The sequence below is a fragment of the Xanthomonas sp. NCPPB 3200 genome (assembly GCF_056393585.1).
In genome coordinates this window covers 379,311-402,202 of record NZ_CM150785.1, presented here as the reverse complement: position 1 = coordinate 402,202, position 22,892 = coordinate 379,311, and the positions used below count along the sequence as shown (strand labels likewise).

The window sequence follows — 22,892 nt, the reverse complement described above, 5'->3', positions numbered from 1 at the left end:
GTTCCTCAGTCGGCCTTGGGCGTGGCGCTGGCCGGCGCTGCAGGCGTCGGCGTGGCCGCACGCGCAGCGGCGGCGGGTGCGCCCGGTGCGACTGCAGCAGCTGCACTCGGTGCTGCCGCTGGGGTAGCTGTGGTGGCGCTCACCTCGCGCGTCTTCACCGGCATGCCGACCTGGATCTTCTGCAGGCCCTGCACGATCACGCTCTCGCCCGCAGACAGCCCTTCGCTGACCACCCAGCGATCGCCCACCGCATCGCCGGTCTTGAGCACGCGCTGCGCCACCTTGCCATCGGCGCCGACCACCATCGCCACCGCCTCGCCCTTGCTGTTGCGGGTGACGGCCTGTTGCGGCACCAGGATCGCCTGCTCGTTGACCGCCATCGACAGCACCGCCTTGACGTACATGCCGGGCAGCAGCAAATGGTCGGGATTCGGAATCACCGCACGCAGTTTCACCGTGCCGGTGGTGGCATCCACCGCGGTATCCACCACTTCCAGCGTGCCGGTGCGCGCGTAGGCAGTGCCGTCTTCCAGCAACAGCTTGACCTCGGCCTTGCCATCGACCGCCTTGAGCTGGCCGGCATCGAGCTTGCGCCGCAGCTGCAGCAGCTGCGCGCTGGACTGACTGACATCCACATAGATCGGATCGAGCTGGTTGATGGTGGTGAGCACATCGGTCTGGTCGGCGGTGACCAGCGCGCCCGGGGTGAAGCTCGAGGTGCCGATACGGCCGCTGATCGGCGCGGTGATGCGGGTGAAATCCAGATTGAGCTTTGCGGTCTGCAACGCCGCCCTGGCCGCGGTGACTGCGGCTTCGTTCTGACGCAAGGTGGCGGTGGCGTCGTCGCCGTCCTGCTGGCTGACCGCATCCAGCTTGACCAGCGTCTGATACCGCTGCGCCTTGGGCCTGGCCGACAGTACCGCCGCTTCGGCCTGCGCCAGTTCGCCTTGCGCGGACGCATACGCAGCCTGGAACGGCGCCGGCTCGATCTGGTACAGCACCTGCCCGGCCTGCACCTGCTCGCCTTCGGTGAACAGCCGCTTGCGCAGGATGCCGCCCACTTGCGGGCGCACCTGCGCGCTTTGATAGGCCACGGTGCGCCCGGGCAGCGTCTGGTCCAGCGCCAGGCGCTGCACGTCCACGCGTTGCACGCCCACTTCCACTTGCCGCTGCTGCGGCGCTTGCGCAGGCGAACACGCCGCCATTGCGATGGTGATCATGGCGGCCAGCAGCCACTGACGCGGCACCACGGCAGAACGGGAGGAAGCAACGCAACGCATACGGCGCACTCGGGAGTGATCGGAGGATGCGCACGCTACGCTGCGAATATGGAGCAAATTTGAAGATTTGCATCGACAGACAGCAGGCGCTTGCTTTCGGGGTTCAATGAAGTCCCAATACGGTTGTGCACGACATGCGCTGCATCGGCAGCTGCAGTCGCTGCTGCTGCAACCTGCCATGCTTGCAGCAAGCGCACCTGCGTGCCTGACCTCGTTCGCAACAAGGTTGTCCCAGCCTCGATGAAACTCGGAATCACCGCCAAACTCTTCCTCGCAATCCTCAGCGCCTGCATTGCAGTGCTGCTGATCAATGGCCTGGCCGGGCAGCTGTTGCTCAGGAAGCAGTTTCTCGACTATCTCAGCGAGCAGGGCATCGAGCGGATGCTGGAAGTGTTGCCGCGCGTGCAGGCCGACTACGCCAAGCACGGCGACTGGAACTTCATCCGCGACAATCCCGACGCCTGGTTCGTGCTGATGCGCCCGGAGCTGCCGCAAAACCTGCCGCCACGCGCACCACCGATCTCCGATCAGACCGGCGCGGTGTTTCGTTTCGCGCTGCTGGATCGCGACTACCGGGTGATCATCGGCAACCCCGACGTCAGCCGCACCGACACGCTGCGCCCGGTGGTGGTAAACGGGCAGACGGTGGGCTGGATGGGCATGCTGCCCTTCGAGAAGGTGCTGACCGCCAACGACGCGCGCTTCTACCAGGCCCAGCAACGTCTTTGGTGGACTGTCGGCGCGGCGTCCATCGTGGTGGCCGCGCTGTTCGGCTGGCTGCTGTCGCGCACCTTGCTGCGGCGCGTGCGCAGCCTGACCGCGGCAACCCATCGCCTGGCGGCCGGCGACTACGGCACGCGACTGGAGGCGCGCATGCGCGATGAGCTCGACCAGCTCGCGCGCGACTTCAACCAGCTGGCGCAGGCACTGGACAACAACGAACGTGCGCGTCGCGATTTCATGGCCGATGTCTCGCACGAGTTGCGCACGCCGCTGGCGGTGCTGCGCGCCGAGCTGGAAGCGCTGCAGGACGGCATCCGGCCGATGACGCGCGAATCGCTGACCTCGTTGCACCAGGAGGTCGGCCAGCTCGGCAAGCTGATCGAGGATCTCTACGATCTGTCGCTCACCGATGTCGGCGCGCTGGCCTACCGGCGCGCGCCGATCGATCTGAGTGTGGTGCTGCAGTCCACGTTGGCCGGCATGCACACGCGCATTGCCGCAGCCGGGCTCACGCTGCAGGCCCACGGCATCACTGCGCCGTTGCATGTCGACGGCGACGAGCGTCGCCTGCAGCAGCTGCTCTCCAACCTGCTGGAAAACGCCTTGCGCTACACCGATGCCGGCGGCCAGTTGCGGGTGCAGTGCGCACGGCGCGCGCACCTGGTGGAGATCGTGATCGAAGACAGCGCGCCCGGCGTGCCGGCAGACAAGCTCGATCGCCTGTTCGAGCGCTTCTATCGCGTGGAAGGCTCGCGTAATCGCGCCAGCGGCGGCAGCGGGCTGGGCCTGGCGATCTGCCGCAATATCGTCGGCGCGCACGACGGCGAGATCCACGCCACCGCTTCGCCCCTGGGCGGCCTGCGCGTGACGCTGCGGCTGCCGGCCCTGGAGGCCTGATGGACGACACCGCCACCACCGCAGCACCGAACGCACACGTGCTGATCGTCGAAGACGAACCGCGCCTGGCCGCGGTGCTGGGCGAGTATCTGCACGCGGCCGGTTATTCGCATCATTGGGTGGCCGATGGTGCGCAGGCGATTGCCGCGTTTCGCGCGCAGTCGCCGGATCTGGTCCTGCTGGACCTGATGCTGCCCAATCGCGATGGCATGGACATCTGCCGCGAGCTGCGCAGCCTCGGCGCTGTGCCGGTGATCATGGTGACCGCGCGCGCCGAAGAGATCGACCGCCTGCTCGGGCTGGAGATCGGTGCCGACGACTACATCTGCAAGCCGTTCAGCCCGCGCGAGGTGATTGCACGGGTGCGCGCGGTGCTGCGCCGCCACCGGCACGATCCCAATGCGGTGCCCACGCATGGATTGCTGATCGATGAGGCCGCCTGCCGCGCCAGTGTGGCCGGGCGCGACCTGGATCTGACCCAGGTCGAGTTCCGCCTGCTGCGCACGCTGTGCGCAGCGCCGGGGCGCGTCTACTCGCGCGAACAGTTGATGGACCACGTGTATGTGGACCACCGCATCGTCACCGATCGCACCGTGGACAGCCACATCAAGAACCTGCGCCGCAAGCTGGCCGAGGTCGGCGGCGAAGAATGGGTGCGCTCGGTCTACGGCGTGGGCTATCGCTTCGAGTATCTACCCACCGAAGCGTAATCAATATCCCCCCTTCGTCGGAGCGTGCCTGCGCGCGACGCACTCCCGACACCCCAGCAACCACAGGCACGCGACCCCCAACACTCACACCTTCAACCACCGCGTCGACACCGCCACGCCCACCATCAGCACCGCAACACCGAGCAAGGCGCCGACCAGGCCGATGCCATGCGCGGCGAAACCGATCAGCGCCGGCCCGGCCAGGATGCCGGCATAGCCCAGTGTGGTGACCGCAGTGATGGCGATGCTCTCCGGCATGCGCGTCTGGTTGCCGGCCAACGAGAACAGGGCCGGCACGATATTGGCGCAGCCCAGGCCGACCAATACGTAACCGGCCAACGAGGCCTGCCATGGGCTCACCAGCGTAAGCACGCAGAAGCCCGCGCCGGCCAGCAGCGCGCCCACCACGATCGAGCGCATGCGCCCCAGGCGCTCCACCACCGCATCGCCCAGCAGGCGCGTCACCGTCATGGTCAATGCAAACACCACGTAGCCCACGCCGGCGGTGCTCGGTTCGACCTGGTGCACATCGGCCAGGAACACCGAGCTCCAGTCCAGAATGGTGCCTTCGGCCAGGAACACCACAAACGCCAGGATGCCGATGAACAGCACGATGCCCCTGGGCAGCGCCAGCAACGGCCCCTGTTGCGCAACGCGCTCGGTCCGCCAGTGGCGCACCGACGCCACGGCGACAGGCAGCATGGTGATCACCCCGGCAACCGCCGCGCTCGACGGGGAAAGCTGCGCAGACAGCAGCAAGGTCATCGCGCCGGCACCGACAAACCCGCCGATGCTGAAAAACGCATGGAATCCCGACATCATCGCGCGCCCGGCATCGCGCTCGACCACCACCGCCTGCATGTTCATCGCGCAATCCATCGCGCCCACGCCGGCGCCGAACACGAACAGCACCGCGCCCAGCAACCACGGATCGGCGACCACCGCCAGCAACGGCAGGCTGAGGCAGATCAGCGCCGACGTCACCGCCATGACCGCACGGAAACCGAAGCGCGCCGACACCGCGCCGGCCAGCGGCATCGCCAGGAACGAGCCTGCTCCCAGGCACAGCAGGATCAGGCCAAGCGCGCCATCGTCCACGCCGGTCCTGGCCTTGGCGAATGGCACCAACACCGCCCAGACCGCGGCAGCAAAGCCGGGAATGAAGAACGCCGCGCGGGTGGCGTGCTGTTGCGCGCGAGCGCTGGAGCCGGGGATTAGCGACATGCAAAAAATTCCAGAAGGAAGCGGCAAGGAGAGTGCGACGGTGGCACCAGTCCCGCGCGCTCGCTGGCCGGACCTGGCCCGACCACGGCTCCCTTGCGCGTGCTGCAACCGTCCGTGGGGATATGCGACGGTGCGCTAGCGAAACACCACCGTGCGATGGCCATTGAGCACGATGCGATGCTCGACATGGCGACGCACCGCACGCGCAAGCACCAGCGATTCGGTATCGCTGCCCAGCCGCACCAGATCGCGCGGCGTCATCGCGTGATCCACGCGCGCCACGTCCTGTTCGATGATCGGGCCTTCGTCCAGATCTTCGGTGACGTAATGCGCGGTGGCACCGATGATCTTGACCCCGCGTGCGTGCGCCTGGTGATACGGCTGCGCGCCCTTGAAGCTGGGCAGGAAGCTGTGATGGATATTGATCGCCCGCCCTGCCAATGCGCGGCACAACGCGGGCGAAAGAATCTGCATGTAGCGCGCCAGCACCACCAGATCGATCTGCAGCGCCTCGACCAGCGCAAGCAGCTGCGCTTCCTGCGCGGCGCGCGTGTCGGCGCTCACCGGCAGATGGTGGAAGGCGATGCCATAGGAGGCGGCCAGCGGCGCGAAGTCGGCGTGGTTGGACACCACCGCCGCGATATCCACCGGCAATTGCCGGCTATGCATGCGGAACAGCAGATCGTTGAGGCAATGCCCCTGCTTGCTCACCAGCACCAGCAGCCGCGCGCGACGGCGCGCATCGTGCAGCTGCCAGTCCATCTGGAATTCATCAGCCAGCTGCGCAAAGCGGCGTTCCAGCCCGGCAATGTCGGTGCCCGGCGGTTTGTCGAAGTGCACGCGCAGAAAGAAGCGGCCACTTTCGTCGTCGCCGAACTGCTGTGCGTCGAGGATGTTGCAGGCCAGATCAAACAGCAGCCCGGTCACGCGATAGACGATGCCGGTGCGGTCGGGGCAGGACAGGGTGAGGATGTAGTCGGAGCGCATCGGCACAATGATAGCCAATGCGCCCGGCTGCGGGCGCAGTGCTTGCGCCCGTAACTTTCCGCTGCGACTCAGCGCGGCGGCAGGCGCAGCATCAGCCGCCGATTGATCTCGTCCAGTTGCGCCATCGATGCCTCCACCGAGGTCTCCATCGCTTCCTGGGTGGTGATGTGCGCACGCAGATGCGCCGGATCGGCGAGCTCGCCACGCACCAGAAACACGTTCTCGCCCACCTCGCCGACGTGCCGACTGAGCACCACGTGATCCACTTGGTCGAAGCCATGTTGCTTGGCCAGCGGCAGCAGGCGCGCGGCCATGCGCACGCTGGCCTCGTCGGTGGGTTTGTTCAACTCGGCATCGAGCGCGGCCACCGCTTCGCGGATCTGCGCGAACAGATAGTGGTCCGGATGCTCGGGATGGTCCGGGCCCACCGGGCCCTGGTCGACGACCGGTACGGCGGTCATCGTGTCCCACCGGCGCAGGTCGGTGCGCGCGGTGTGCGCTCGGTCGAACCGAGCGTGATATGCAGGTGTCGCATCGCATCCTCCCTGGAGCGGCGGCTGTCACGAGCCGGCATTTTAGAAGGTCTGCTGCATGTTGAGGTGAGCAAGAGGTGGACCGTGTTGCTGTGAAGCGAAGCGGCGTGAGAGTGGGGAGCAGATGGAGCTGACGGCGTGCGAAATCTGCTGCACGTGAGCGTCGCCTCGTCCCATCACCCCAACCCCCGGCCCGCGCTAGCAGCGCGGGCGCTCCGAGGCACGCGCGCCAGTGATGCGCAAGCCGTGCCGCCCCGCCGGGACGGGAGAGTGGCTAGCTCCGCTTTGCGGAGGCTGCGATCAGGCCTGCCCGGCCCGCCGCGCCGATACTTCTGCCAGCACCGCCCAGTCGGCGTTGCCGTCGCCATGCGCGATGGCCTCGTCCAGGCCGGCGCGCAGCAACTCGCCCAGTGGCATCGGCACCTGCTTGTCGGCGCCGGCCTGGATCGCCAGATCCACATCCTTGCGGCCCAGGGTGGCGGTGAAGCCGGCGGGCAGGTACTCGCGCTGCATGATCAGGCGGCCGTAGCCCTGGTACGCGGGCGCGGCGAACAAGGTGCTGGTGAGCATGCCCAGGAACTGGGTGGCATCCACGCCGTGGCCGCGTGCCAGCGCGCTGGCTTCGGCCATGGCGCCGATCGCGCTGGCCAGGCAGAAGTTGGCTGCCAGCTTGACCGCATTGGCCTGCTCGGGGGTGCGGCCGATCTCCCAGGTGCGTTGACCGAGCACATCGAACATCGGCTGCACGCGCGCCAGCGCCGCCTCGTCGCCGGCGGCCAGAATGTTGAGCTTGCCGGCTTCGGCCACATCGACCCGGCCGAGCACCGGTGCGGCCACATAGGCCACGCCGCGTTCGGCATGCAGGGCGGTCAGCTCGTGCGCCAGTGCCACCGAGATGGTGGCCATGTTGACGTGCACGCTGCCGGCCGGCAGCGCGTCCAGCACGCCTTGCTCCAGCACGGTGGCACGCACCGCGTTGTCGTCGGCCAGCATCGAAAACAGCAACGGGCCGTGCGCGGCGTCGCGCGGTGCATCCACCACCGTGGCACCGGCCTCGCGCAGCGACTGCGCGCGCTCCGGCGAGCGATTCCACACACGCAGTTCGAAACCGCCGCGCAGCAGGTTGTGCGCCATCGGCAGGCCCATCGTCCCCAAGCCCAGAAATCCTATCGGCATGCGTTGTCCTTGTTCGTTATGACGTCTATCGGATGGATCAGCTGGCGAATACGCCACGCGCATCGCGCGGCTCGCAGCGCAGGTATTGCGGCGAGGGCGTGACCGACGCGCCCAGTGCAGCCGCGGCATGCCACGGCCAGCGTGGGTCGTACAGGATGCCGCGCGCCAGCGCGATCGCATCGGCCTGGCCGTCCTGCAGGATCGCCTCGGCCTGCGCCGGCTCGGTGATCAGGCCCACGCCGATCACCGGCGTGTTGACCTGCGCCTTGATCTGCTGCGCAAACGGAATCTGATAGCCCGCCTGCACCGGAATCTGCTGGCGCGGATCCAGCCCGCCACTGGAGACATGGATGTAGTGCGCACCGCGCGCATCCAGCGCCTTGGACAAGGCGAGGCTCTGCTCGAGATCCCAGCCGCCCTCTACCCAATCGGTGGCGGAGATGCGCACGCCGATGGCAATCTTGTCCGACACCGCCGCGCGCACCGCGTCGAAGATGCGCAGCGTCAGCCGCATGCGGTTTTCCAGCGAACCGCCATACGCATCGCTGCGCTGATTGCTCAGCGGCGACAGGAACTGATGCATCAGATAGCCATGCGCGGCATGCAGCTCGATCAGCGCCAGGCCCAGGCGTTCGGCGCGTCGTGCAGCATCGACAAAGGCCTGTACCACCGCATCGATGCCGGCCTCGTCCAGTGCCTGCGGCAACGGCTGACCGTCACGGAACGCCAGCGCCGATGCGGACACGGTCTGCCAGCCATGCGCGTGATCCGGCGCGATCGCCTCGCCGCCGTTCCACGGCAGATCGGTGGAGGCCTTGCGCCCGGCATGCGCCAGTTGGATGCCGATCGGCATCGGCGACCAACGCCGGACCGAGTCCAGCACCTCGCCCAGCGCCTGCTCGGTGGCATCGTCGTACAAGCCGAGGTCGGCGTAGGAGATGCGCCCCTGCGGCTGCACCGCGGCCGCTTCCAGGATCAGCAGGCCGGCACCGGATTGCGACAAGGTGCCCAGATGGATGCGGTGCCAGTCGCTGGCGCGGCCGTCCTGTGCGGAGTACTGGCACATCGGGGCGATGACGATCCGGTTGGCGAGCGCAAGCGGACCGAAGCGGATGGGGGAGAACAGCTGGCTCAAGGGGGCATCCACAGATGACACGGGGATGCCCATTGCACTGCGCCGCGCGCGTGGGCACAACCGCTGCAATGGATCACTGCGTCATGCCGAACGCGCACTGGCATCGTTGACGCTGCGTGCACACAGCGGATCGAACGGCGCATGCAGGAAGGCCAGCGCCTGCGCGCACGACTGTTCGACCTTCAGGCTGAGCAGCTCGTCCGCGCGGGTGCGCCCGAAGTTGAGCGCGGCGATCGGCAGGCCGTTGCGTGCCGCGGTCTGCACGAAACGAAAACCCGAATACACCATCAGCGACGAGCCCACCACCAGCAACGCATCGGCCGCCTGCAGATGCGCAAATGCACGCTCCACACGCTCGCGCGGCACGTTCTCGCCAAAGAACACCACATCCGGCTTCAGCACGCCGCCACACAGCGGGCACGGCGGCACCACAAAACTGTCGAAGGCCACATCGTCCAGATCCGCATCGCCATCGGGCGCCTGCGCGGCGTCCAGGTCGGCCCAGCCGGGGTTGGCGTGCTCGAGCAGCAGCTGGAATTCGGTACGGGGCATGCGCCGCTCGCAGCCCATGCAGCGCACCACATCGAGCCGGCCATGCAGATCGATCACCGCCTGACTGCCGGCGGCCTGATGCAGGCGGTCCACGTTTTGCGTCAGCAGCAGTTCCAGCTGGCCGCGCGCTTCCAGTGCGGCCAATGCGTGATGGGTGGCATTGGGTTGCGCCAGCCCGAAGCGCGGCCAGCCGACCAGGCTGCGCGCCCAATAGCGCTGCCGCGTGGACAGCTCGCCCATGAAGGCCTGGAAGGTGACCGGTTGCGGACGCTTCCAGCCGCCTTGCAGATCGCGGTAATCGGGAATGCCCGAATCGGTGCTGCAACCGGCGCCGGTGAGCACGAACAGGCGCCGATGGCGCTCGATGAAGTCCTGCAATACGTTGCTGTCCTGAACTGCTACCGCCGTCATCGCGCAACTCCGGTGGCCATGAGGTAACTGTGCAGCAACACCACCAGTTGCGCCTGCAGCGGCGCAATCCGCACCGCAGGCGCACCCTCCTCGAGCAGGCTCTTCACCGGCCCGGTGATGGCCGCCATGCCGATCTCGGCCACCGCCTCGCAATCGTCGAAGCGCACATCCGCGGCGGTGGCCAGCGCAGCGGCAAACGCCTGCTGCGAGCGCTTGCGCGCCTGCGACCCCAGCGCGGCGCCACCATGCAGTTCGGCAATGGCGTACAGCGCGCGCGAGACGTCCACATGCTGCAGCTTGGCCTGCACGAAGGCATGCACCAAGGCCTCGCACTGCTGCGCCAGCGTGCGTCCGTGCTGTTGCGCACAGGCCCGTTCCACCGCGTCGATCACCGCCTGCAGATGCCACTGCAGCAACGCGATCAACATCGCCTGCCGATTGGGGTAGTACTGGTACACGCTGCCGACCGACACGCCGGCACGCTCGGCCACCCGCGTGGTGGTGCAGCCCTGCAGTCCGTCGGCTACCAGCACCTGGATGCTGGCCTGGCGGATGACCTCCACGGTGGCGCGCGAGCGCGCTTGCTGCGGGGCCTTGCGCGGTGCTGGCAGGGGGAATGAGGTGCTCACGAAGGCGACTGTACACACGGATGGGTGGCACATAGTCTGGGGGCCTTCTTGGTGATTCCAAGCAAGCGCCCCTCTCCAGCTCCACACCCATGGCGCTGCACGGCGACGCTGAGCGCCAGATTGCTTCACCGTGTTGCTGGCGAAGCACTGCGTAACGCAGGCTTTGCGGTCAATGCGCCGATGCGGTCAATCACGATCGTACCGCCACCGATCTCGACGGCCACGCCGGTCCAGGCAGCGTCGAACAAGCGGCTGCCAGCGTGACGCAGCTTGCGATGTCCGAGCTGGCACCGGCGCGATGACACCGAGGGCGGAATGATTGGCTTGGTGATGCGCACCGAATGACGCACAGCCGGCAACCTGCTGCACACGGTTGAAACCGCTTGAAAACACGTGCCACGTCACAGATCGGCACGCGGGTCCGCCAACTTAGCGTGATCGGGCGCACACGCAATGCTGCGGAAACATGGCGCCGCGACAGTGGGCAGCTCCCCCGCTGACCCCACTCCTGCCATGCCCTACACCCACATCCGGACGCGCTCCGGAGTGCGTCGTGCCGTGTCGCGTCGTCCGCTCGCCGTCCTGCTTGCACTGACCCTGGCCACCCCCGCGCTCGCGCAGGAGGCCGCACCCGCCACGCCTGCCACCCGCAAGGGCGAGGACGGCATCTTCTCGCTGGACCGGATGATCGTCACCGGCGCCGGCCAGGCCCAGAACCAGTTCGACGCCTCGTATGCGATCACTGCACTGACCGCCGAGCAGATCGACAAGCTGGCCCCGCTCAACCTGGCCAGCCTGATCGGCTCGATGCCCGGCATCTATGCCGAATCCACCGGCGGCGAAGTGCAGAACGTCTACCGCATCCGCGGCATTCCCGACGAAGGCTCGTTTGCCGTGATCCAGGAAGACGGCATCAGCCCCTACCCGGACAACAACGGCTACTTCTACAAGACCGAAGGCCTGGTGCGCCCGGACCTGATGGTCGAATCGGTGGAAACCGTACGCGGCGGGCCGTCGCCGATCTTCGCTTCCAATGCCGCGGCCATCGTCAATTTCGTCACCCGCCAGGGCGGCGACACCCCCGAAGGCGCAGTGCGCACCACCGTCGGCGACACCGGGCTGTATCGGCTCGATGGCTATTGGTCGGGCAAACTTGCCGACGGCTGGTATCTGGCTGCCGGCGGCTTCGTGCGGCGCAACGATGGCTACCGCGACGTGGGCTTTCCGGCCGACGAGGGCGGGCAGTTCCGCATGAACCTCACGCACACGCTGGAGCACGGCAAGCTGACCTTCACCGCCAAGCATCTGGACGACAAGAACGCGTTCTACATGCCGATCCCGCTGTACGACCCGCGCGACACCGCGCGTTCGCTGGACCCGTTGATCGACCGCTTCACCGGCACCTTGAGCAGCGCGCAGCTGAAACGCGCCAGCATCGTCTCCAGCGATGCCAACGGCGCGCCGCAGCGCGAGTTGCGCGACCTGTCCGATGGCCGCCACATGAAGTTCAACCATCTGGGCGCCAACCTGGACCTGGCCTTCGACAACGGCTGGAGCCTGTCCAACAAGGCCATCGTCAATCGCCTGGACATGACCTTCGACGCGCTGTATTCCAGCAATGCGCCGCAGGACGCCGCCGCGTATGCCAACAGCCGCCGCGCCGCCGCCAGCGCCGCGTTTCCCGGCCTGAGCTCGCTGGGCTACGTCTACACCGACGACGGCAGCCGCTTCGATCCGGCCAGCACCGACGGCCTGGTGATCCAGGGCCAGTACCGCGCCATGAACGTGCGCGCCGATTCGTTCGCCGACGACCTGCGCCTGCATCGCCGCTTCGACTGGGGCGGCGACAGCCACGACATCACGCTCGGCGTGTACGGCGCCTATTACGCGCGTTCCTACAATTCGCGTTACCAGAGCTATCTGCTGGAGATGCGGCAGAACCCGCGCACGATCGACCTGCTCGGCTACGACGCGACCGGCAACGTGGTCGGAGGCGTAACCAAGGACGGCGTGGTGATCTACGGCGCCGACCGCACCCAGGGCAAGGCCTACACCAGCATGCTGGCGCCCTATATCGCCGACACCTGGCAGGTGACCGACAAGCTGCGCCTGGAAGCCGGCGTACGTCACGAGCGCTACCGCTACCGCGCCTGGAGCATGCTGCGCAGCACCGGCAACCTGGGCATGGCCGACACCCTGGCCGACGATGCCGCGCGCCTGTTCACCGGGGCCCGCGCGCACACCGCGCTGGACGTGGGCGTGACCAACTGGACCGCGGGCTTCAACTACGACATCAATCCCACCGTCGGCATCTACGGCCGCGCCTCGCGTGCGCACCGCGCGCCCAGCGAGGGCTCCAACGAGGGCAACGTCAACATCCCCACCGCCGACCAGTTCGAGCTCGGCACCAAGCTCAACTTCGACACGCTGGATGTGTTCGCCACCGCCTTCTACACCAAGTACGACCCGTACAACATCGGCACCAGCGCGGTGAATCCGCAGACCGGCGCGGCCGAATCCAAGGACTACCGCGGCAGCGTCACCAACCCCGGCATCGAACTGGCGGCGGTGTGGACGCCGGCGCAGTGGCTACGTTTTGATGCCAACCTGACCTACAACGACACCAAGGTGTCCGACCTGACCGAAGTGGTGGCCAATGGCGCAGTGGCCGTGGTCGACGTGGACGGCAACATGCCCAACCGCCAGCCGAAGCTGTACGGCAATGCCGGCCCGACGCTGTTGTTCACCACCGGTGCGTTCGATTGGGAAACCTCGTTGCGCTACGCCTATGTGGGCAAGCGCTACGCCGACCTGGAAAACACCACCGAGCTGGCCGCCTACGACACCCTGGCGGCCAACATCCTGGTGCGCAACGGGCCGTGGGACGTGCAGCTGTCGGTGGACAACCTGACCAACACCTTTGCGCTGACCGAAGGCAACCCGCGCACCGACACCATCTCCGGCCAGGGCACGCGCGCACCGATCTACGGCCGGCCGATCTACGAGCGCAACTCGCGGCTGGTGGTGACCTACCACTTCTGAGTGCGCCGGCGTCCGGGGTGTCGCAGCCTCGATGCCAGCGCTCCACTTCCCGATCCATCGCCTGTAGCGCCGCAGACGCGCTGCAGGCCACAAGGACTGCCATGACAGCTTCCCGTCTTGCCTGTGCGCTGCTGGTTGCAGCAGCGACGTGTTCCGGCGATGCCGCCGCCTGGGGCCACCGCGCGCATGCCGCCATCGACAGCGCCGCCGTGCAGGCGCTGCCCGACGACGGCCCGGTCTTCCTCAAGCAGTACGCGCAGGTGATCGCCGACGGCGCCACGCTGCCGGACGGCTGGCGCAGCGAGAGCGAACCCTTCCTCAAGATCGAAGAAGACCCCAACCACGGCTGGTTCCGCGAGCAGTTCGCCTTCATGCAGCACCCGCCGCGATCGCGCTACGCCTTCGTGCTGGCGCTGTATGACGAACAGCGGCGCATCGCCGGCAGCGACCCGCAACTGGCGCAGCGCATGAACGTGCGTTGGGCCGGCACCTTGCCGTACGCCGCCACCGAAGGCTACCAACGCATCGTGGCGACCATGCGGCAGCTGCGCACGCTGCGCGCCAAGGGCCAGGACACCCGAGAGCTCGAACGCAACTGCGCGTTCTACGTCAGCTGGTTTGCGCACTACATCGGCGATGGCGCGCAGCCGCAGCACGACAGCATCCATCACGACGGCTGGCAGGGGCCGAACCCGCACGGCTACAGCACCGACCCGAAGGTGCACGGCAAGTTCGAGAGCGATTACGTGGAGAAGATTGCGCTGACCCCGCAGGACCTGCTGAGCCGCATGCCGGCCCTGGCGCACCAGGATGGCGATGTGTTCGAGCAGATCCTGGGCTTTCTCGACATCGGCACCGGCCGTGTCGAGCAGGTCTATCGCCTGGAAAAGGCCGGCGCCTTCGACGACGCATCCAGCAGCGACGGCCGCGCGATGGTCTATCGCACCGCCGGCGACGGCGCGGCGATGCTGCGCGACCTGCTGGTGCGCGCCTGGCGCGAAAGCGCGCAGCAGCCCGGTACCTCCACGCCACCCAGCATGGACCCACGCCATCCGCAGTACGACCCGGCGACCGGATCTGCACCTGCCAGCACCTCGCCCACGCTTTAACCGCCGATGGCGACATGGGTGTGCCGCCATCGGTGTGCCGACCCGCGCGGCACCAACGGGCGCTGCGCGGGGCGGCAGCGCAGCGCGCCCTACGGATCGTGCGTGCCGTCACGCCGCGTCAGTGGGCGTTGGCGGCCTGTTCGACAAAGCGCAGCAGATCCTGATTGAAGCGCGGGCTGTCTTCCAGAAACGGGGCATGCCCGGCGTTGGGATACAGCACCGTCTGCGCACGCGGCTGCAACTGCCGTGCACGCGCCAGCGTCGGCCCGGTGGTCACCAGTGCATCGCGCGCGCCGTACATCAGCAGCACCGGCAGCTGCGTGCGTTGCAGGCCGGCAACGTCGATCGACATGCCCTGCACGGCACGCTGCATGTCCCACGAGGCCAGCGACGCGTTGGCCAGCAAGGTTTCAAACACTGGCGCCGGAGGCTGGGTGGCAAAACACAGCCGCAGGAAGTCCTGCACCGCCTGCAGGTGCGTGCGCAGGTCGTCGGAGACCAGATCGCGATAGATCGCCGGATGCGCGCCCAGTTGCTCTGCGCGCAGTTCGATCACGCCATCGACATACACCACGCCGCCAAGCCCTTCGTCGCCGTAACGGGTGAGGTAGTTGCTGATCACCGCACCGCCCAGCGACCAACCCACCAGCACCGCATCGCGCGCGTTTGCGGCCTTCACCACGGCGGCAAGGTCGTCGGCCCAGCGCATGCCGTCCCGATACGCGGACGCTGCCGCCGGCTTGCCGGACAGCCCATGCCCGCGCAGGTCGTAGGTGATCAAGCGATAGCCTTGCAGGCGCGGATCGGCCAGCTGCGCGTCCCAATCGATGCGGCTGCCGAGCAGCCCGTGCACGAACACGATTGCCCGGCCATCGGTGGCGCCATGCTCCTGCACGGCCAGGGCCACGCCGTCAGGCGCGGTGACGGTGTAGCTGCGCGACGCCGGGGTGACCGCCGGACCTGCGGCAGCCGATGTTGAGAAAAACAGCAGCAGGCAAACCAGCAGGTAGCGCATCGGCAACATGCCAATGATGGGGAGAAAGCGAACAGGCATCGGAGTGAGCTCCAGACAATGGGAGCCACCATCCTCGAGCCTCACACCAATGTGAGGGTCAAGCGTTGCGTGCAACGTATGCTGGGCGCATGGCCACATCGTCCGAACCCTCACTGAGCATTGGCGCGCTGGCGCTGCAGACCGGCGCCAGCGTGCGCTCGCTTCGCCACTACGACGCGCATGGGCTGCTGACCTCCTCGCGCAGCGCCAACGGCTACCGGGTGTTTCCCGCCGCCTGCGTTGCGCAGGTGCGGCAGATCCGGCGGCTGATCGCCACCGGCTTCAGCCTGGACGACATCCTCGGCTTCCCCGATTGCATGCGTCTGGTGGAAGGCGCGCAGATGTGCCCGGAAACCGCGCAGGCGCATCGGGCACGCCTGCAGCTGATCGAGCGCCAGCTGGCCGACCTGGAGCGGCGCCGTGCGCGTTTGCTGGAAATCCTGGCGCAGGGTGCGGCGGATGCCGCGACCATGCTGCCGCCTGCAGCGCAGACCAGACGCAGCAAGCGGGCGCGCTAGAGCGGCTGACAGACACCGCGCAGTCGTGCAGCCAGTCGCGCTTGCACGCGGCGGTCGAACCGCGTCACTCGCCGCGTGCAGGATGCGGCGCAAAGCGCCCGTACGGCCGCGTGTCATCGGCGCGCTGGCGCAGCACGTAGGCCGCGGCGAAGGCGAGCGCCAGCAAGGTCAGGCACATGCCGACCAGCGCGCCCCAGCCACCGTGTTGCCAGAACCAGCCGCCAAGCGCGCCGATCACGCTGGAGCCGGCGTAATACGCCAGCAGATACAGCGATGCGGCGTGACTGCGGTGCGCACCGCCGAGCCGGCTCACCCAGGCGCTGGCCGCCGAATGCGCGATGAAGAAGCCGATCGTCAGCAACACGATGCCGGCCACCACCAGCGCCAGCACATGCGCCAGGGTCAGCGCCACGCCGAGGACGCACAACACGATGCCGGTGGTGACCACCGGGCCGCGCCCGAAACGGTCCGACGCCGCACCGGCCACCGACGAACTGACGATGCCGAACACATAGGCGCTGAAGATCATGCCGATCTGGCTCTGGCTCAGGCCGAATTCCGGCCCGCCCAGCCGGAAGCCGGCGTAGTTGTAGAGGCAGACGAACACGCCCATCAACAGGAACGGCAGCGCGAACAGGAACGGCAGGTTGCGGTCGCGCAGATGCCCGGCCCAGGCGCGCAGATGGAAGCGCAGGTTGATGCCGTGCCGGCGCACGAAGTTGCGCGACGGCGGCAGCAACCAGAAGAACGCCAGCGCGCACAGCAGGTCGAACACGCTCAACACCGCCAGTGCGGTGCGCCAGTCGTAGTGGTCGGTCAGCACGCTCATCACGATGCGCCCGCTCATGCCGCCGAAGGCATTGCCGGCCACATACAGGCCGGTGGCCGCGCCCATCTTGTTGGCCGGCAGTTCCTCGCCCAGATACACCATCGCCACCGCCGGCACCCCGCCCAGCGCGATACCGGACAAGGTGCGCACCAGCACCAGCGCGCCCCAGTGCGGCAGGAAGGCGGCGACCAGGTTGAGCACCGCGGCCAGTGCGATCGATACGAACATCAACCCGCGCCGGCCCAGGTTCTCCGACACTGCGCCGGCACAGAAGATCGCCAGGGCCAGCGCGCCGGTGGCCAGCGACAACGGCAGCGAGGCGGTGGCCGCGTCCACGCCAAAAGCGCGTGCAAACTCCGGCAGCACCGGCTGCACGCTGTACAGCAGCGAGAAGGTGGCAAAGCCGGCCAGGAACAGGGCCAGGCGGATGCGGCCGCTGGCCGGCGCATCGGCGGCGGCGGCGTTGTCGGCAGGGCCAGCGGTGGCGCCCGGCAGGCTGCCGGTGCGGCGATCAGGAGAGGACACAGGCGCAGCATCGAGACGTGGGACGGCGAGTATTCGCCTGCGCTGACCCCCTGTCCAATATATGATCCTGGCAGTTGCCATATGCAGAACAGATAGCATGGAACTTCGCCACCTGCGCTACTTCCTGGCGGTCGCCGAGGAGGGCAACTTCACCCGCGCCGCAGCGCGGGTCGGCATTGGCCAGCCGCCGTTGAGCCAGCAGATCCAGGCGCTGGAGCGCGATCTGGGCACGCCGCTGTTTCGGCGCACCCATAGCGGCGCCGAGCTGACCCCGGCTGGCGAGGCCTTCCTGGTCGAGGTGCGCCGCGTGCTCGCCGATGTGGAGCGCGCCGCGGAAACCGCACGGCGGGTGGCGCGCGGCGAATCCGGCCGGCTGCGGCTGGGCTTCACCGCCTCGGCCGCGTTCAACCCGGTGGTGCCGCACCTGATCCGCGCCTTTCGCCGGCAATGGCCGCAGGTCGAGCTGTTGCTGGAAGAAACCAACACTGCCGGGCTGCTGCTGGCCCTGGCCGATGGCCGCCTGGACGCGGCCTTCGTGCGCTACGGCCTGAGCACGCCGCCCGACCTGCAACTGCTGCGCTTTGCCGACGAACCGATGAAGATCGCCGTGCCCACCGCGCATCGGCTGGCCGCCCGCAACAGCGCGCCACTGGCGGCGCTGGCGGGCGAGCCGTTCATCCTGTTCCCGCGCAGCTTCGGGTCCAGCCTGTACGACGAGATCCTCGCCGCCTGCCGGCAATCCGGCGTGACCCTGCGCATCACCCAGGAGGCGCCGCAGATGTCGTCCATCGTCAACCTGGTCGCCGCCGAACTGGGCGTGTCGGTGGTGCCGGCCTCCACTGCGCAGCTGCAGCTGCCCGGCGTGCGCTATCTGGATATCGAAGGCCAGATGCCGCTGGCCCGGCTGGCCCTGGCAGTCGCGCCGGGCGCCCTGGACACCGCGCCACTGGTCCAGCATCTGTGGGCGCTGGCGGAAGTGCTGTGAGCCAGGCTGATCTTGAGCCGACAGCACCACGGTTGTTATAGGAGCGCACCCGTGCGCGACGTGGCTCTCCCGGTAACGCCCTCGCGCACAAGTGCGCTCCTACCTGACAGCAGAGGGCCAAACGCCGCTGGCCAGGCTGGCGCTGGCGGAAGTGCTGTGAGCCCGGCTGATCCTGAGCCGAGAGCACCAAGGTTGTTGTAGGAGCGCACTCGTGCGCGATGTGGCTCTCCCGGTAACGCCCTCGCGCACAAGTGCGCTCCTACCTGACAGCAGAGGGCCAAACGCCGCTGGCCAGGCTGGCCCTGGCGGCAGTGCTGTGAGCCCGGCTGATCTCGAGCCGACAGCACCACGGTTTTTTGTAGGAGCGCACCCGTGCGCGATGTGGCTCTCCCGGTAAGGCCCTCGCGCACAGGTGCGCTCCTACACCTGCCCGGGCGGAAAGATGTTGGATTGGGTTGCCTGCCACCAGCGGTGGCGCTGGTTCTCTTGAGCCGAGGTCTGATCCACACACCCTCAGCCGCACCCGAAGTCATTGATCCTGTGGAAGCACGCATGCCCGCGATACTGCTTGCGTGGCGACATCATCCCGGCCAGGGCCTTCGCTGCAGACAGCATGCACGTTGCCAGCGCGCGCAGGTGCCCTGCCGAATCCGGATAACACCATCCAGGTACACCGCTTGACCTCAACCGCGATTGAGGTCGTTCAATGCCTGCACCTTCCATCACCTGCGCCCGCCATGCATCTTCGCCATCTGTTGCTGCCCTGCCTGGACCCCGACCTCAGCCTGCGCTTCTATCGCGAGGTACTGCAGCTGCCGCAGCACGGCAACAGCATTCGCATCGGCTGGAGCAGCCTGGAATGCGTGCAGGCACAGCAGCCGGTGGGCAGCGTGCATCTGGCGTTCAACGTAGCGCCGTCGCGCTTCGACGCCGCTGCGCAGTGGATCGGCGAGCGCAGCAAGCTACTTGCCGATCCACATGGCCGCCGGCAGTTTCAACTGGACGGCGTATGGCAGTCGCGATCGGTGTATTTCGCCGGCCCCGATGGCGCGGTACTCGAGTTGATCGCGCGTCGGGCGGTGCAGGACGTGGCCACCGGCGACGGTGCGTTCCACGGTGACGAGTTGCTGTGCGTGAGCGAGATCGGCTTACCCAGCAACGATGTCGCGGTGGTGACCAGCAGTGTCGCCCATCACTTCGGCGTGCGGCCGTTTGCGCCGGCGCTCGAGGGCTTTGCCGCGCTGGGCGACGATGATGGCTTGTTGATCGTGGTCGATCAGGCGCGGCGCTGGTTTCCGCAGCAGCGGCAGCTGCCGTGGGCCAGCGGCGTGCGGGTCAGCGTGGATGCACCGCAACCGGGGCTGCGCTTGCGCGATGCGCAGGGCTGGGAGTTGCTGGCGGCGTGATCGCCCACGCCGCGCAGGTCATGCCGCCGCTGCAGGCGCGGGCAGACGGAAGAACGCCCGCGCCGCCGCGGTGCTGTTGGCCGCGGTCAGCGCCACCTCCTCGCCACGATCGCGTGCGAGTTCTTCGACGATATGCGACAGGAACATCGGCTCGTTGCGGCGGTCCTTGGGCATTGGCTTGAGCGTGCGCGGCAGCAGATACGGCGCATCGGTTTCGATCATCAAGCGGTTGGCCGGGATGTTGCGTACCAGCTCGCGCAGATGCAGGCCGCGGCGCTCGTCGCACAGCCAGCCGGTGATGCCGATGTAGTAATCGCGGTCCAGGTAGTCGAACAGTTCTTCGCGGCTGCCGGTGAAGCAATGCACCACCGCCGGGCCGAGCCGTCCGTCGAAGCTGCGCATGATCGACAGGAAATCGTCGTGCGCCTCGCGCTGATGCAGGAACAGCGGCTTGCCGTTGTCGGCAGCCAGTTGCAGCTGGCGCTCGAAGGCCTTGTGCTGGGCCGGACGCGGGGCGAAATCGCGGAAATAATCCAGCCCGCATTCGCCCACCGCCACCACCTGCGGGTGCGCCTGCAGCGTGCGCATTTCGGCCTCGCATTCGGCGGTGAACTCCACTGCGTGGTGCGGGTGCACGCCGGCGGTGGCGTAGAGGAATCCGGGATGCTGCTGGGCCAGCTGCAAGGCCAGCGGCGAATGCTCGCGGCTGGCACCGGTGATCACCAATTGCGCAACGCCTGCCTCGCGTGCGCGTTGCAGCACGGCGTCGCGGTCGCGGTCGAAGGAGTCGTGGGTGAGGTTGGCGCCGATATCGATCAACTGCATGCTGCGGTGTCGTGTGGGGAGAGCCGGGCAAGTGTAACGAGTGGGGGTTGTGTGCGCTTAGCGCTTCGCATCCCTTCTTCCGCCGGGAGAAGCTGGCGCGCAGCGCCGGATGCGGGTGCGAGCGGAGCCTCGCATGACCAACCACCCAATGTGGCGTCGCCCCGTCCCCCACCCCAACCCCTCTCCCGCAGGCGAGGGGCTTTGCTCCCTTCTTCCAGGAGAGAGAGGGGTTCAACCCACCACCGGCACCACCATCGCATCGATCTTCGCCGCCAGCGCCTGGATCGTCAGCAGCGCCGAGCGCGACAGCTGGCGCTGCGGGGCCACGCACAGCGCCAGCGTCATCGGCTTGGTCAGGTGGCGACGGAACGGCACGAACGCCAGACGGCCGTCGGCCACATCCGGCGCGGCGTCCAGCCACGACATCAGGCCCACGCCGGCACCGGCGCGCACCAGCCCGCGCAGGGTGCGCACATCGTTGCAGTGGGTCAGCCGCTTCACGTCGATGTGCTGGCGTTGGTACAGCACCTTGGCATGCTCGCCGACGATCAGCGGGGCGGCCGGCAGCAGCAGGCGGTGTTCCAGCGTTTCGCTCAGCTGCAGCTCGGTGCGGGTGCTGAGCGGGTGACCGACCGGCATCGCAATCCCCAACGGGATGTCGGCAAAGGCGCGCACCTCCAGGTCCACGCTGCTCACCGGGTCCAGCAGCAGGCCGATATCCACGTCGGCCGAGGTCACCATTTCCATCACCCGCTGGTTGCGCGCGGTGGACAGGTTGAAGGTGATGCCGGGGTACTCCTGCACCAGCGCCGCCACCGCCTCCGGCACCACGCCCTCGCTGAGCGCGTCGATCATGGCGATCTCCACGTGCCCGCGGCGCAGCCCCTTGAGCTCGTCAAAGCGCTCCAGGGTGCGGGCGTAGGCCTTCTCCCAGCCGCGCACGTCCACCAGCAGCAGCTCGCCGGCGGCGGTCAGCCGCAGCCGGCCGGGCAGGCGTTCGAACAGCTGCGCGCCCAGCTCTTCCTCGGCCTTGAGGATCTGACGGTCGATCGCCGAGGCCGACACGTGCAGCACGTCAGAAGCCTTGCGGATGCTGCCGCAGCGGGCCACTTCGATGAAGTAACGGGTGAAGCGGGAAAAGGTCAGCATGCGGTGGGGCTCGGTTGGCGTTGCATTTTTTGCAATGGCTTGGCTGAAAATCGATGTTTGATAACACACCCCCGGCTTCCTAGAGTCAATCCGGCACCGCTCCCGCCCTACGCCAGAGACTGGACCCATGGATGTCGCCGTCCCCGCCCTGCCGCTGCACTGCACCTTCGAGGCCGCCGACTGGCAGCGCCTGGCCCAGCACTGGCACGCGGTGGCGCTGAGCAGCGAGGTCGGGCAGGCGCCGTTCAAGGCCACCCTGCTGGACGAGCCGCTGGTGCTGTACCGGCTAGGCGAGGAATTGGTGGCCGCGCGCGATGTCTGCCCGCACCGCGGCGTGCCGCTGAGCATGGGCACCGCCGATGGCGGCGGCGTGGTCTGCGCCTACCACGGGCTGCGCTTCGGTTCGGGCGGGCGCTGCAACCACATCCCCGCCAGCCCCAGCCAGAACATCCCGGCCAAGATGCGCCTGCACACCTACGCGGTGGCCGAGCGCTACGGGTTGATCTGGGTGTGCCTGGCCAAACCGGCTGGCGTCAGCGCGGCCGAGGTGCAGATTCCGCCGATGCCCGGCTGGGACGAGGACGGCTTCCAGCAGATCGTCTGCCCGGCCTTCGACATCGGCGGCAGTGCCGCGCGCCAGCTGGAGGGCTTCATCGACGTGGCGCATTTCGCCTTCGTGCACACCGCCACCTTTGCCCAGCCGGACAAGCGCGAGGTGCCGGCCTACACCACCACCGAGACGCCGACCGGCTTCAATGCCGACTACCTGAGCTCGGTGGCCAATTATTCGGTGGACATGCCGCTGCCGGACGTGGACCCGGATTTCCAGTGGCTGCGCCATTTCGAGGTGCATCTGCCGTTCACCGCCACCCTCACCATCCACTTCCCGGTGCCGGGCAAGCGGCTGGTGATCATGAACGCGGCCAGCCCGGTGTCCAAGCACAAGACGCGCCTGCTGGTGCCGATCGCACGCAACTTCGACACCCATCTGCCGGTGGAGGACGTGCACGCCTTCAACCTGCGCGTGTTCGAGGAAGACCGCGCCATGGTCGAGGCGCAGCGCCCGGAATACCTGCCGCTGGACCCGCTGCTGGAAGTGCATATCCCGGCCGACCGCAGTTCCATCGCCTATCGCCGTGGCCTGCGCAGCCAGGGCTATAGCGACTTCTTCCTGCGCTGACCGCCAAGGAGCA

General features: G+C 67.7%; 20 protein-coding genes. 8 read left to right on the top strand and 12 right to left on the bottom strand.

What is annotated here, in order from left to right; all coding sequences use genetic code 11:
• Positions 1 to 5: 5 nt before the first annotated feature.
• A complete protein-coding gene (locus tag AC06DU_RS01685) occupies positions 6 to 1,280 on the bottom strand; it encodes an efflux RND transporter periplasmic adaptor subunit (protein WP_478203376.1) in 1,275 nt (424 codons plus the stop codon).
• A gap of 240 nt (positions 1,281 to 1,520) precedes the next feature.
• Here AC06DU_RS01685 and baeS point away from each other — a divergent pair, with 240 nt between their 5' ends.
• Entirely contained in the window at positions 1,521 to 2,900 is a 1,380-nt protein-coding gene (gene baeS, locus AC06DU_RS01680) for a sensor histidine kinase efflux regulator BaeS (protein WP_047127867.1), read from the top strand.
• Positions 2,900 to 3,610 carry a response regulator gene (locus AC06DU_RS01675; RefSeq protein ID WP_478203375.1) on the top strand — a complete coding sequence of 237 codons (711 nt, stop codon included), beginning with the start codon at positions 2,900 to 2,902 and terminating at the stop codon, positions 3,608 to 3,610. Before baeS ends, AC06DU_RS01675 begins: the two co-directional genes overlap by 1 nt.
• A gap of 84 nt (positions 3,611 to 3,694) precedes the next feature.
• Here AC06DU_RS01675 and AC06DU_RS01670 read toward each other — a convergent pair whose 3' ends face one another.
• From AC06DU_RS01670 to AC06DU_RS01640, 7 genes are all read right to left on the bottom strand, one after another.
• Positions 3,695 to 4,834 carry an MFS transporter gene (locus tag AC06DU_RS01670; protein ID WP_478203373.1) on the bottom strand — a complete coding sequence of 380 codons (1,140 nt, stop codon included), beginning with the start codon at positions 4,832 to 4,834 and terminating at the stop codon, positions 3,695 to 3,697.
• Positions 4,835 to 4,969: 135 nt separating this feature from the next.
• Positions 4,970 to 5,821 carry a formyltetrahydrofolate deformylase gene (gene purU / locus AC06DU_RS01665; RefSeq protein WP_016901474.1) on the bottom strand — a complete coding sequence of 284 codons (852 nt, stop codon included), beginning with the start codon at positions 5,819 to 5,821 and terminating at the stop codon, positions 4,970 to 4,972.
• A 68-nt stretch (positions 5,822 to 5,889) separates the two neighbouring features.
• A complete protein-coding gene (locus AC06DU_RS01660) occupies positions 5,890 to 6,282 on the bottom strand; it encodes an XVIPCD domain-containing protein (protein WP_047126299.1) in 393 nt (130 codons plus the stop codon).
• A 372-nt stretch (positions 6,283 to 6,654) separates the two neighbouring features.
• Complete coding sequence (locus tag AC06DU_RS01655) at positions 6,655 to 7,530, bottom strand: NAD(P)-dependent oxidoreductase (protein ID WP_102250830.1); 876 nt, start codon at positions 7,528 to 7,530, stop codon at positions 6,655 to 6,657.
• A gap of 37 nt (positions 7,531 to 7,567) precedes the next feature.
• Positions 7,568 to 8,686 carry an NADH:flavin oxidoreductase/NADH oxidase gene (locus tag AC06DU_RS01650; protein WP_478203371.1) on the bottom strand — a complete coding sequence of 373 codons (1,119 nt, stop codon included), beginning with the start codon at positions 8,684 to 8,686 and terminating at the stop codon, positions 7,568 to 7,570.
• A gap of 60 nt (positions 8,687 to 8,746) precedes the next feature.
• A complete protein-coding gene (locus AC06DU_RS01645) occupies positions 8,747 to 9,628 on the bottom strand; it encodes an NAD-dependent protein deacetylase (protein ID WP_478203369.1) in 882 nt (293 codons plus the stop codon).
• A complete protein-coding gene (locus AC06DU_RS01640; RefSeq protein WP_046344955.1) occupies positions 9,625 to 10,290 on the bottom strand; it encodes a TetR/AcrR family transcriptional regulator in 666 nt (221 codons plus the stop codon). Before AC06DU_RS01640 ends, AC06DU_RS01645 begins: the two co-directional genes overlap by 4 nt.
• 525 nt (positions 10,291 to 10,815) lie before the next feature.
• Between AC06DU_RS01640 and AC06DU_RS01635 the strand changes: the two genes are divergently transcribed.
• Entirely contained in the window at positions 10,816 to 13,299 is a 2,484-nt protein-coding gene (locus AC06DU_RS01635) for a TonB-dependent receptor (RefSeq protein WP_478203368.1), read from the top strand.
• Positions 13,300 to 13,400: 101 nt separating this feature from the next.
• On the top strand, positions 13,401 to 14,408 hold the full coding sequence (locus AC06DU_RS01630; RefSeq protein WP_054592098.1) for a phospholipase C/P1 nuclease family protein: 1,008 nt from the start codon (positions 13,401 to 13,403) through the stop codon (positions 14,406 to 14,408).
• 118 nt (positions 14,409 to 14,526) lie between these two features.
• Here AC06DU_RS01630 and AC06DU_RS01625 read toward each other — a convergent pair whose 3' ends face one another.
• Positions 14,527 to 15,462 (bottom strand): alpha/beta fold hydrolase, encoded by a 936-nt coding sequence (locus AC06DU_RS01625; protein ID WP_081008575.1) that lies wholly within the window; start codon positions 15,460 to 15,462, stop codon positions 14,527 to 14,529.
• Positions 15,463 to 15,551: 89 nt separating this feature from the next.
• Here AC06DU_RS01625 and AC06DU_RS01620 point away from each other — a divergent pair, with 89 nt between their 5' ends.
• Entirely contained in the window at positions 15,552 to 15,980 is a 429-nt protein-coding gene (locus tag AC06DU_RS01620; RefSeq protein WP_054592096.1) for a MerR family transcriptional regulator, read from the top strand.
• Between the two features lie 64 nt (positions 15,981 to 16,044).
• Here AC06DU_RS01620 and AC06DU_RS01615 read toward each other — a convergent pair whose 3' ends face one another.
• A complete protein-coding gene (locus AC06DU_RS01615) occupies positions 16,045 to 17,334 on the bottom strand; it encodes an MFS transporter (RefSeq protein ID WP_039528906.1) in 1,290 nt (429 codons plus the stop codon).
• Positions 17,335 to 17,431: 97 nt separating this feature from the next.
• On the opposite strand from AC06DU_RS01615, the gene AC06DU_RS01610 reads away from it, so the two are divergent.
• Both AC06DU_RS01610 and AC06DU_RS01605 read left to right on the top strand, forming a co-directional pair.
• Positions 17,432 to 18,319, top strand: coding sequence for a LysR family transcriptional regulator (locus tag AC06DU_RS01610; RefSeq protein ID WP_478203366.1), 888 nt, complete (start codon positions 17,432 to 17,434; stop codon positions 18,317 to 18,319).
• Positions 18,320 to 19,056: 737 nt separating this feature from the next.
• Positions 19,057 to 19,725 (top strand): VOC family protein, encoded by a 669-nt coding sequence (locus tag AC06DU_RS01605; RefSeq protein ID WP_104569253.1) that lies wholly within the window; start codon positions 19,057 to 19,059, stop codon positions 19,723 to 19,725.
• An 18-nt stretch (positions 19,726 to 19,743) separates the two neighbouring features.
• Here the strand turns inward: AC06DU_RS01605 and AC06DU_RS01600 are convergent, their stop codons facing one another.
• Together AC06DU_RS01600 and AC06DU_RS01595 are read right to left on the bottom strand one after the other, a co-directional pair.
• Positions 19,744 to 20,550, bottom strand: a complete 807-nt coding sequence (locus AC06DU_RS01600; RefSeq protein WP_046344968.1) for a TatD family hydrolase — start codon at positions 20,548 to 20,550, stop codon at positions 19,744 to 19,746.
• A gap of 231 nt (positions 20,551 to 20,781) precedes the next feature.
• On the bottom strand, positions 20,782 to 21,699 hold the full coding sequence (locus AC06DU_RS01595) for a LysR family transcriptional regulator (protein WP_016901444.1): 918 nt from the start codon (positions 21,697 to 21,699) through the stop codon (positions 20,782 to 20,784).
• A 127-nt stretch (positions 21,700 to 21,826) separates the two neighbouring features.
• Here AC06DU_RS01595 and AC06DU_RS01590 point away from each other — a divergent pair, with 127 nt between their 5' ends.
• Positions 21,827 to 22,879, top strand: a complete 1,053-nt coding sequence (locus AC06DU_RS01590) for an aromatic ring-hydroxylating oxygenase subunit alpha (protein WP_039511158.1) — start codon at positions 21,827 to 21,829, stop codon at positions 22,877 to 22,879.
• Positions 22,880 to 22,892: the final 13 nt, after the last annotated feature.

What these genes read in the sequence shown, in the direction of transcription:
- AC06DU_RS01595 (WP_016901444.1), bottom strand. Translation starts at nt 21,699, where the DNA reads ATGCTGACCTTTTCCCGCTTCACCCGTTACTTCATCGAAGTGGCCCGC.
- AC06DU_RS01605 (WP_104569253.1), top strand. Translation starts at nt 19,057, where the DNA reads ATGCATCTTCGCCATCTGTTGCTGCCCTGCCTGGACCCCGACCTCAGC.
- baeS (WP_047127867.1), top strand. Translation starts at nt 1,521, where the DNA reads ATGAAACTCGGAATCACCGCCAAACTCTTCCTCGCAATCCTCAGCGCC.
- AC06DU_RS01625 (WP_081008575.1), bottom strand. Translation starts at nt 15,462, where the DNA reads ATGCCTGTTCGCTTTCTCCCCATCATTGGCATGTTGCCGATGCGCTAC.
- AC06DU_RS01655 (WP_102250830.1), bottom strand. Translation starts at nt 7,530, where the DNA reads ATGCCGATAGGATTTCTGGGCTTGGGGACGATGGGCCTGCCGATGGCG.
- AC06DU_RS01685 (WP_478203376.1), bottom strand. Translation starts at nt 1,280, where the DNA reads ATGCGTTGCGTTGCTTCCTCCCGTTCTGCCGTGGTGCCGCGTCAGTGG.
- AC06DU_RS01660 (WP_047126299.1), bottom strand. Translation starts at nt 6,282, where the DNA reads ATGACCGCCGTACCGGTCGTCGACCAGGGCCCGGTGGGCCCGGACCAT.
- AC06DU_RS01675 (WP_478203375.1), top strand. Translation starts at nt 2,900, where the DNA reads ATGGACGACACCGCCACCACCGCAGCACCGAACGCACACGTGCTGATC.
- AC06DU_RS01645 (WP_478203369.1), bottom strand. Translation starts at nt 9,628, where the DNA reads ATGACGGCGGTAGCAGTTCAGGACAGCAACGTATTGCAGGACTTCATC.
- purU (WP_016901474.1), bottom strand. Translation starts at nt 5,821, where the DNA reads ATGCGCTCCGACTACATCCTCACCCTGTCCTGCCCCGACCGCACCGGC.
- AC06DU_RS01630 (WP_054592098.1), top strand. Translation starts at nt 13,401, where the DNA reads ATGACAGCTTCCCGTCTTGCCTGTGCGCTGCTGGTTGCAGCAGCGACG.
- AC06DU_RS01610 (WP_478203366.1), top strand. Translation starts at nt 17,432, where the DNA reads ATGGAACTTCGCCACCTGCGCTACTTCCTGGCGGTCGCCGAGGAGGGC.
- AC06DU_RS01670 (WP_478203373.1), bottom strand. Translation starts at nt 4,834, where the DNA reads ATGTCGCTAATCCCCGGCTCCAGCGCTCGCGCGCAACAGCACGCCACC.
- AC06DU_RS01640 (WP_046344955.1), bottom strand. Translation starts at nt 10,290, where the DNA reads ATGTGCCACCCATCCGTGTGTACAGTCGCCTTCGTGAGCACCTCATTC.
- AC06DU_RS01590 (WP_039511158.1), top strand. Translation starts at nt 21,827, where the DNA reads ATGGATGTCGCCGTCCCCGCCCTGCCGCTGCACTGCACCTTCGAGGCC.
- AC06DU_RS01600 (WP_046344968.1), bottom strand. Translation starts at nt 20,550, where the DNA reads ATGCAGTTGATCGATATCGGCGCCAACCTCACCCACGACTCCTTCGAC.
- AC06DU_RS01620 (WP_054592096.1), top strand. Translation starts at nt 15,552, where the DNA reads ATGGCCACATCGTCCGAACCCTCACTGAGCATTGGCGCGCTGGCGCTG.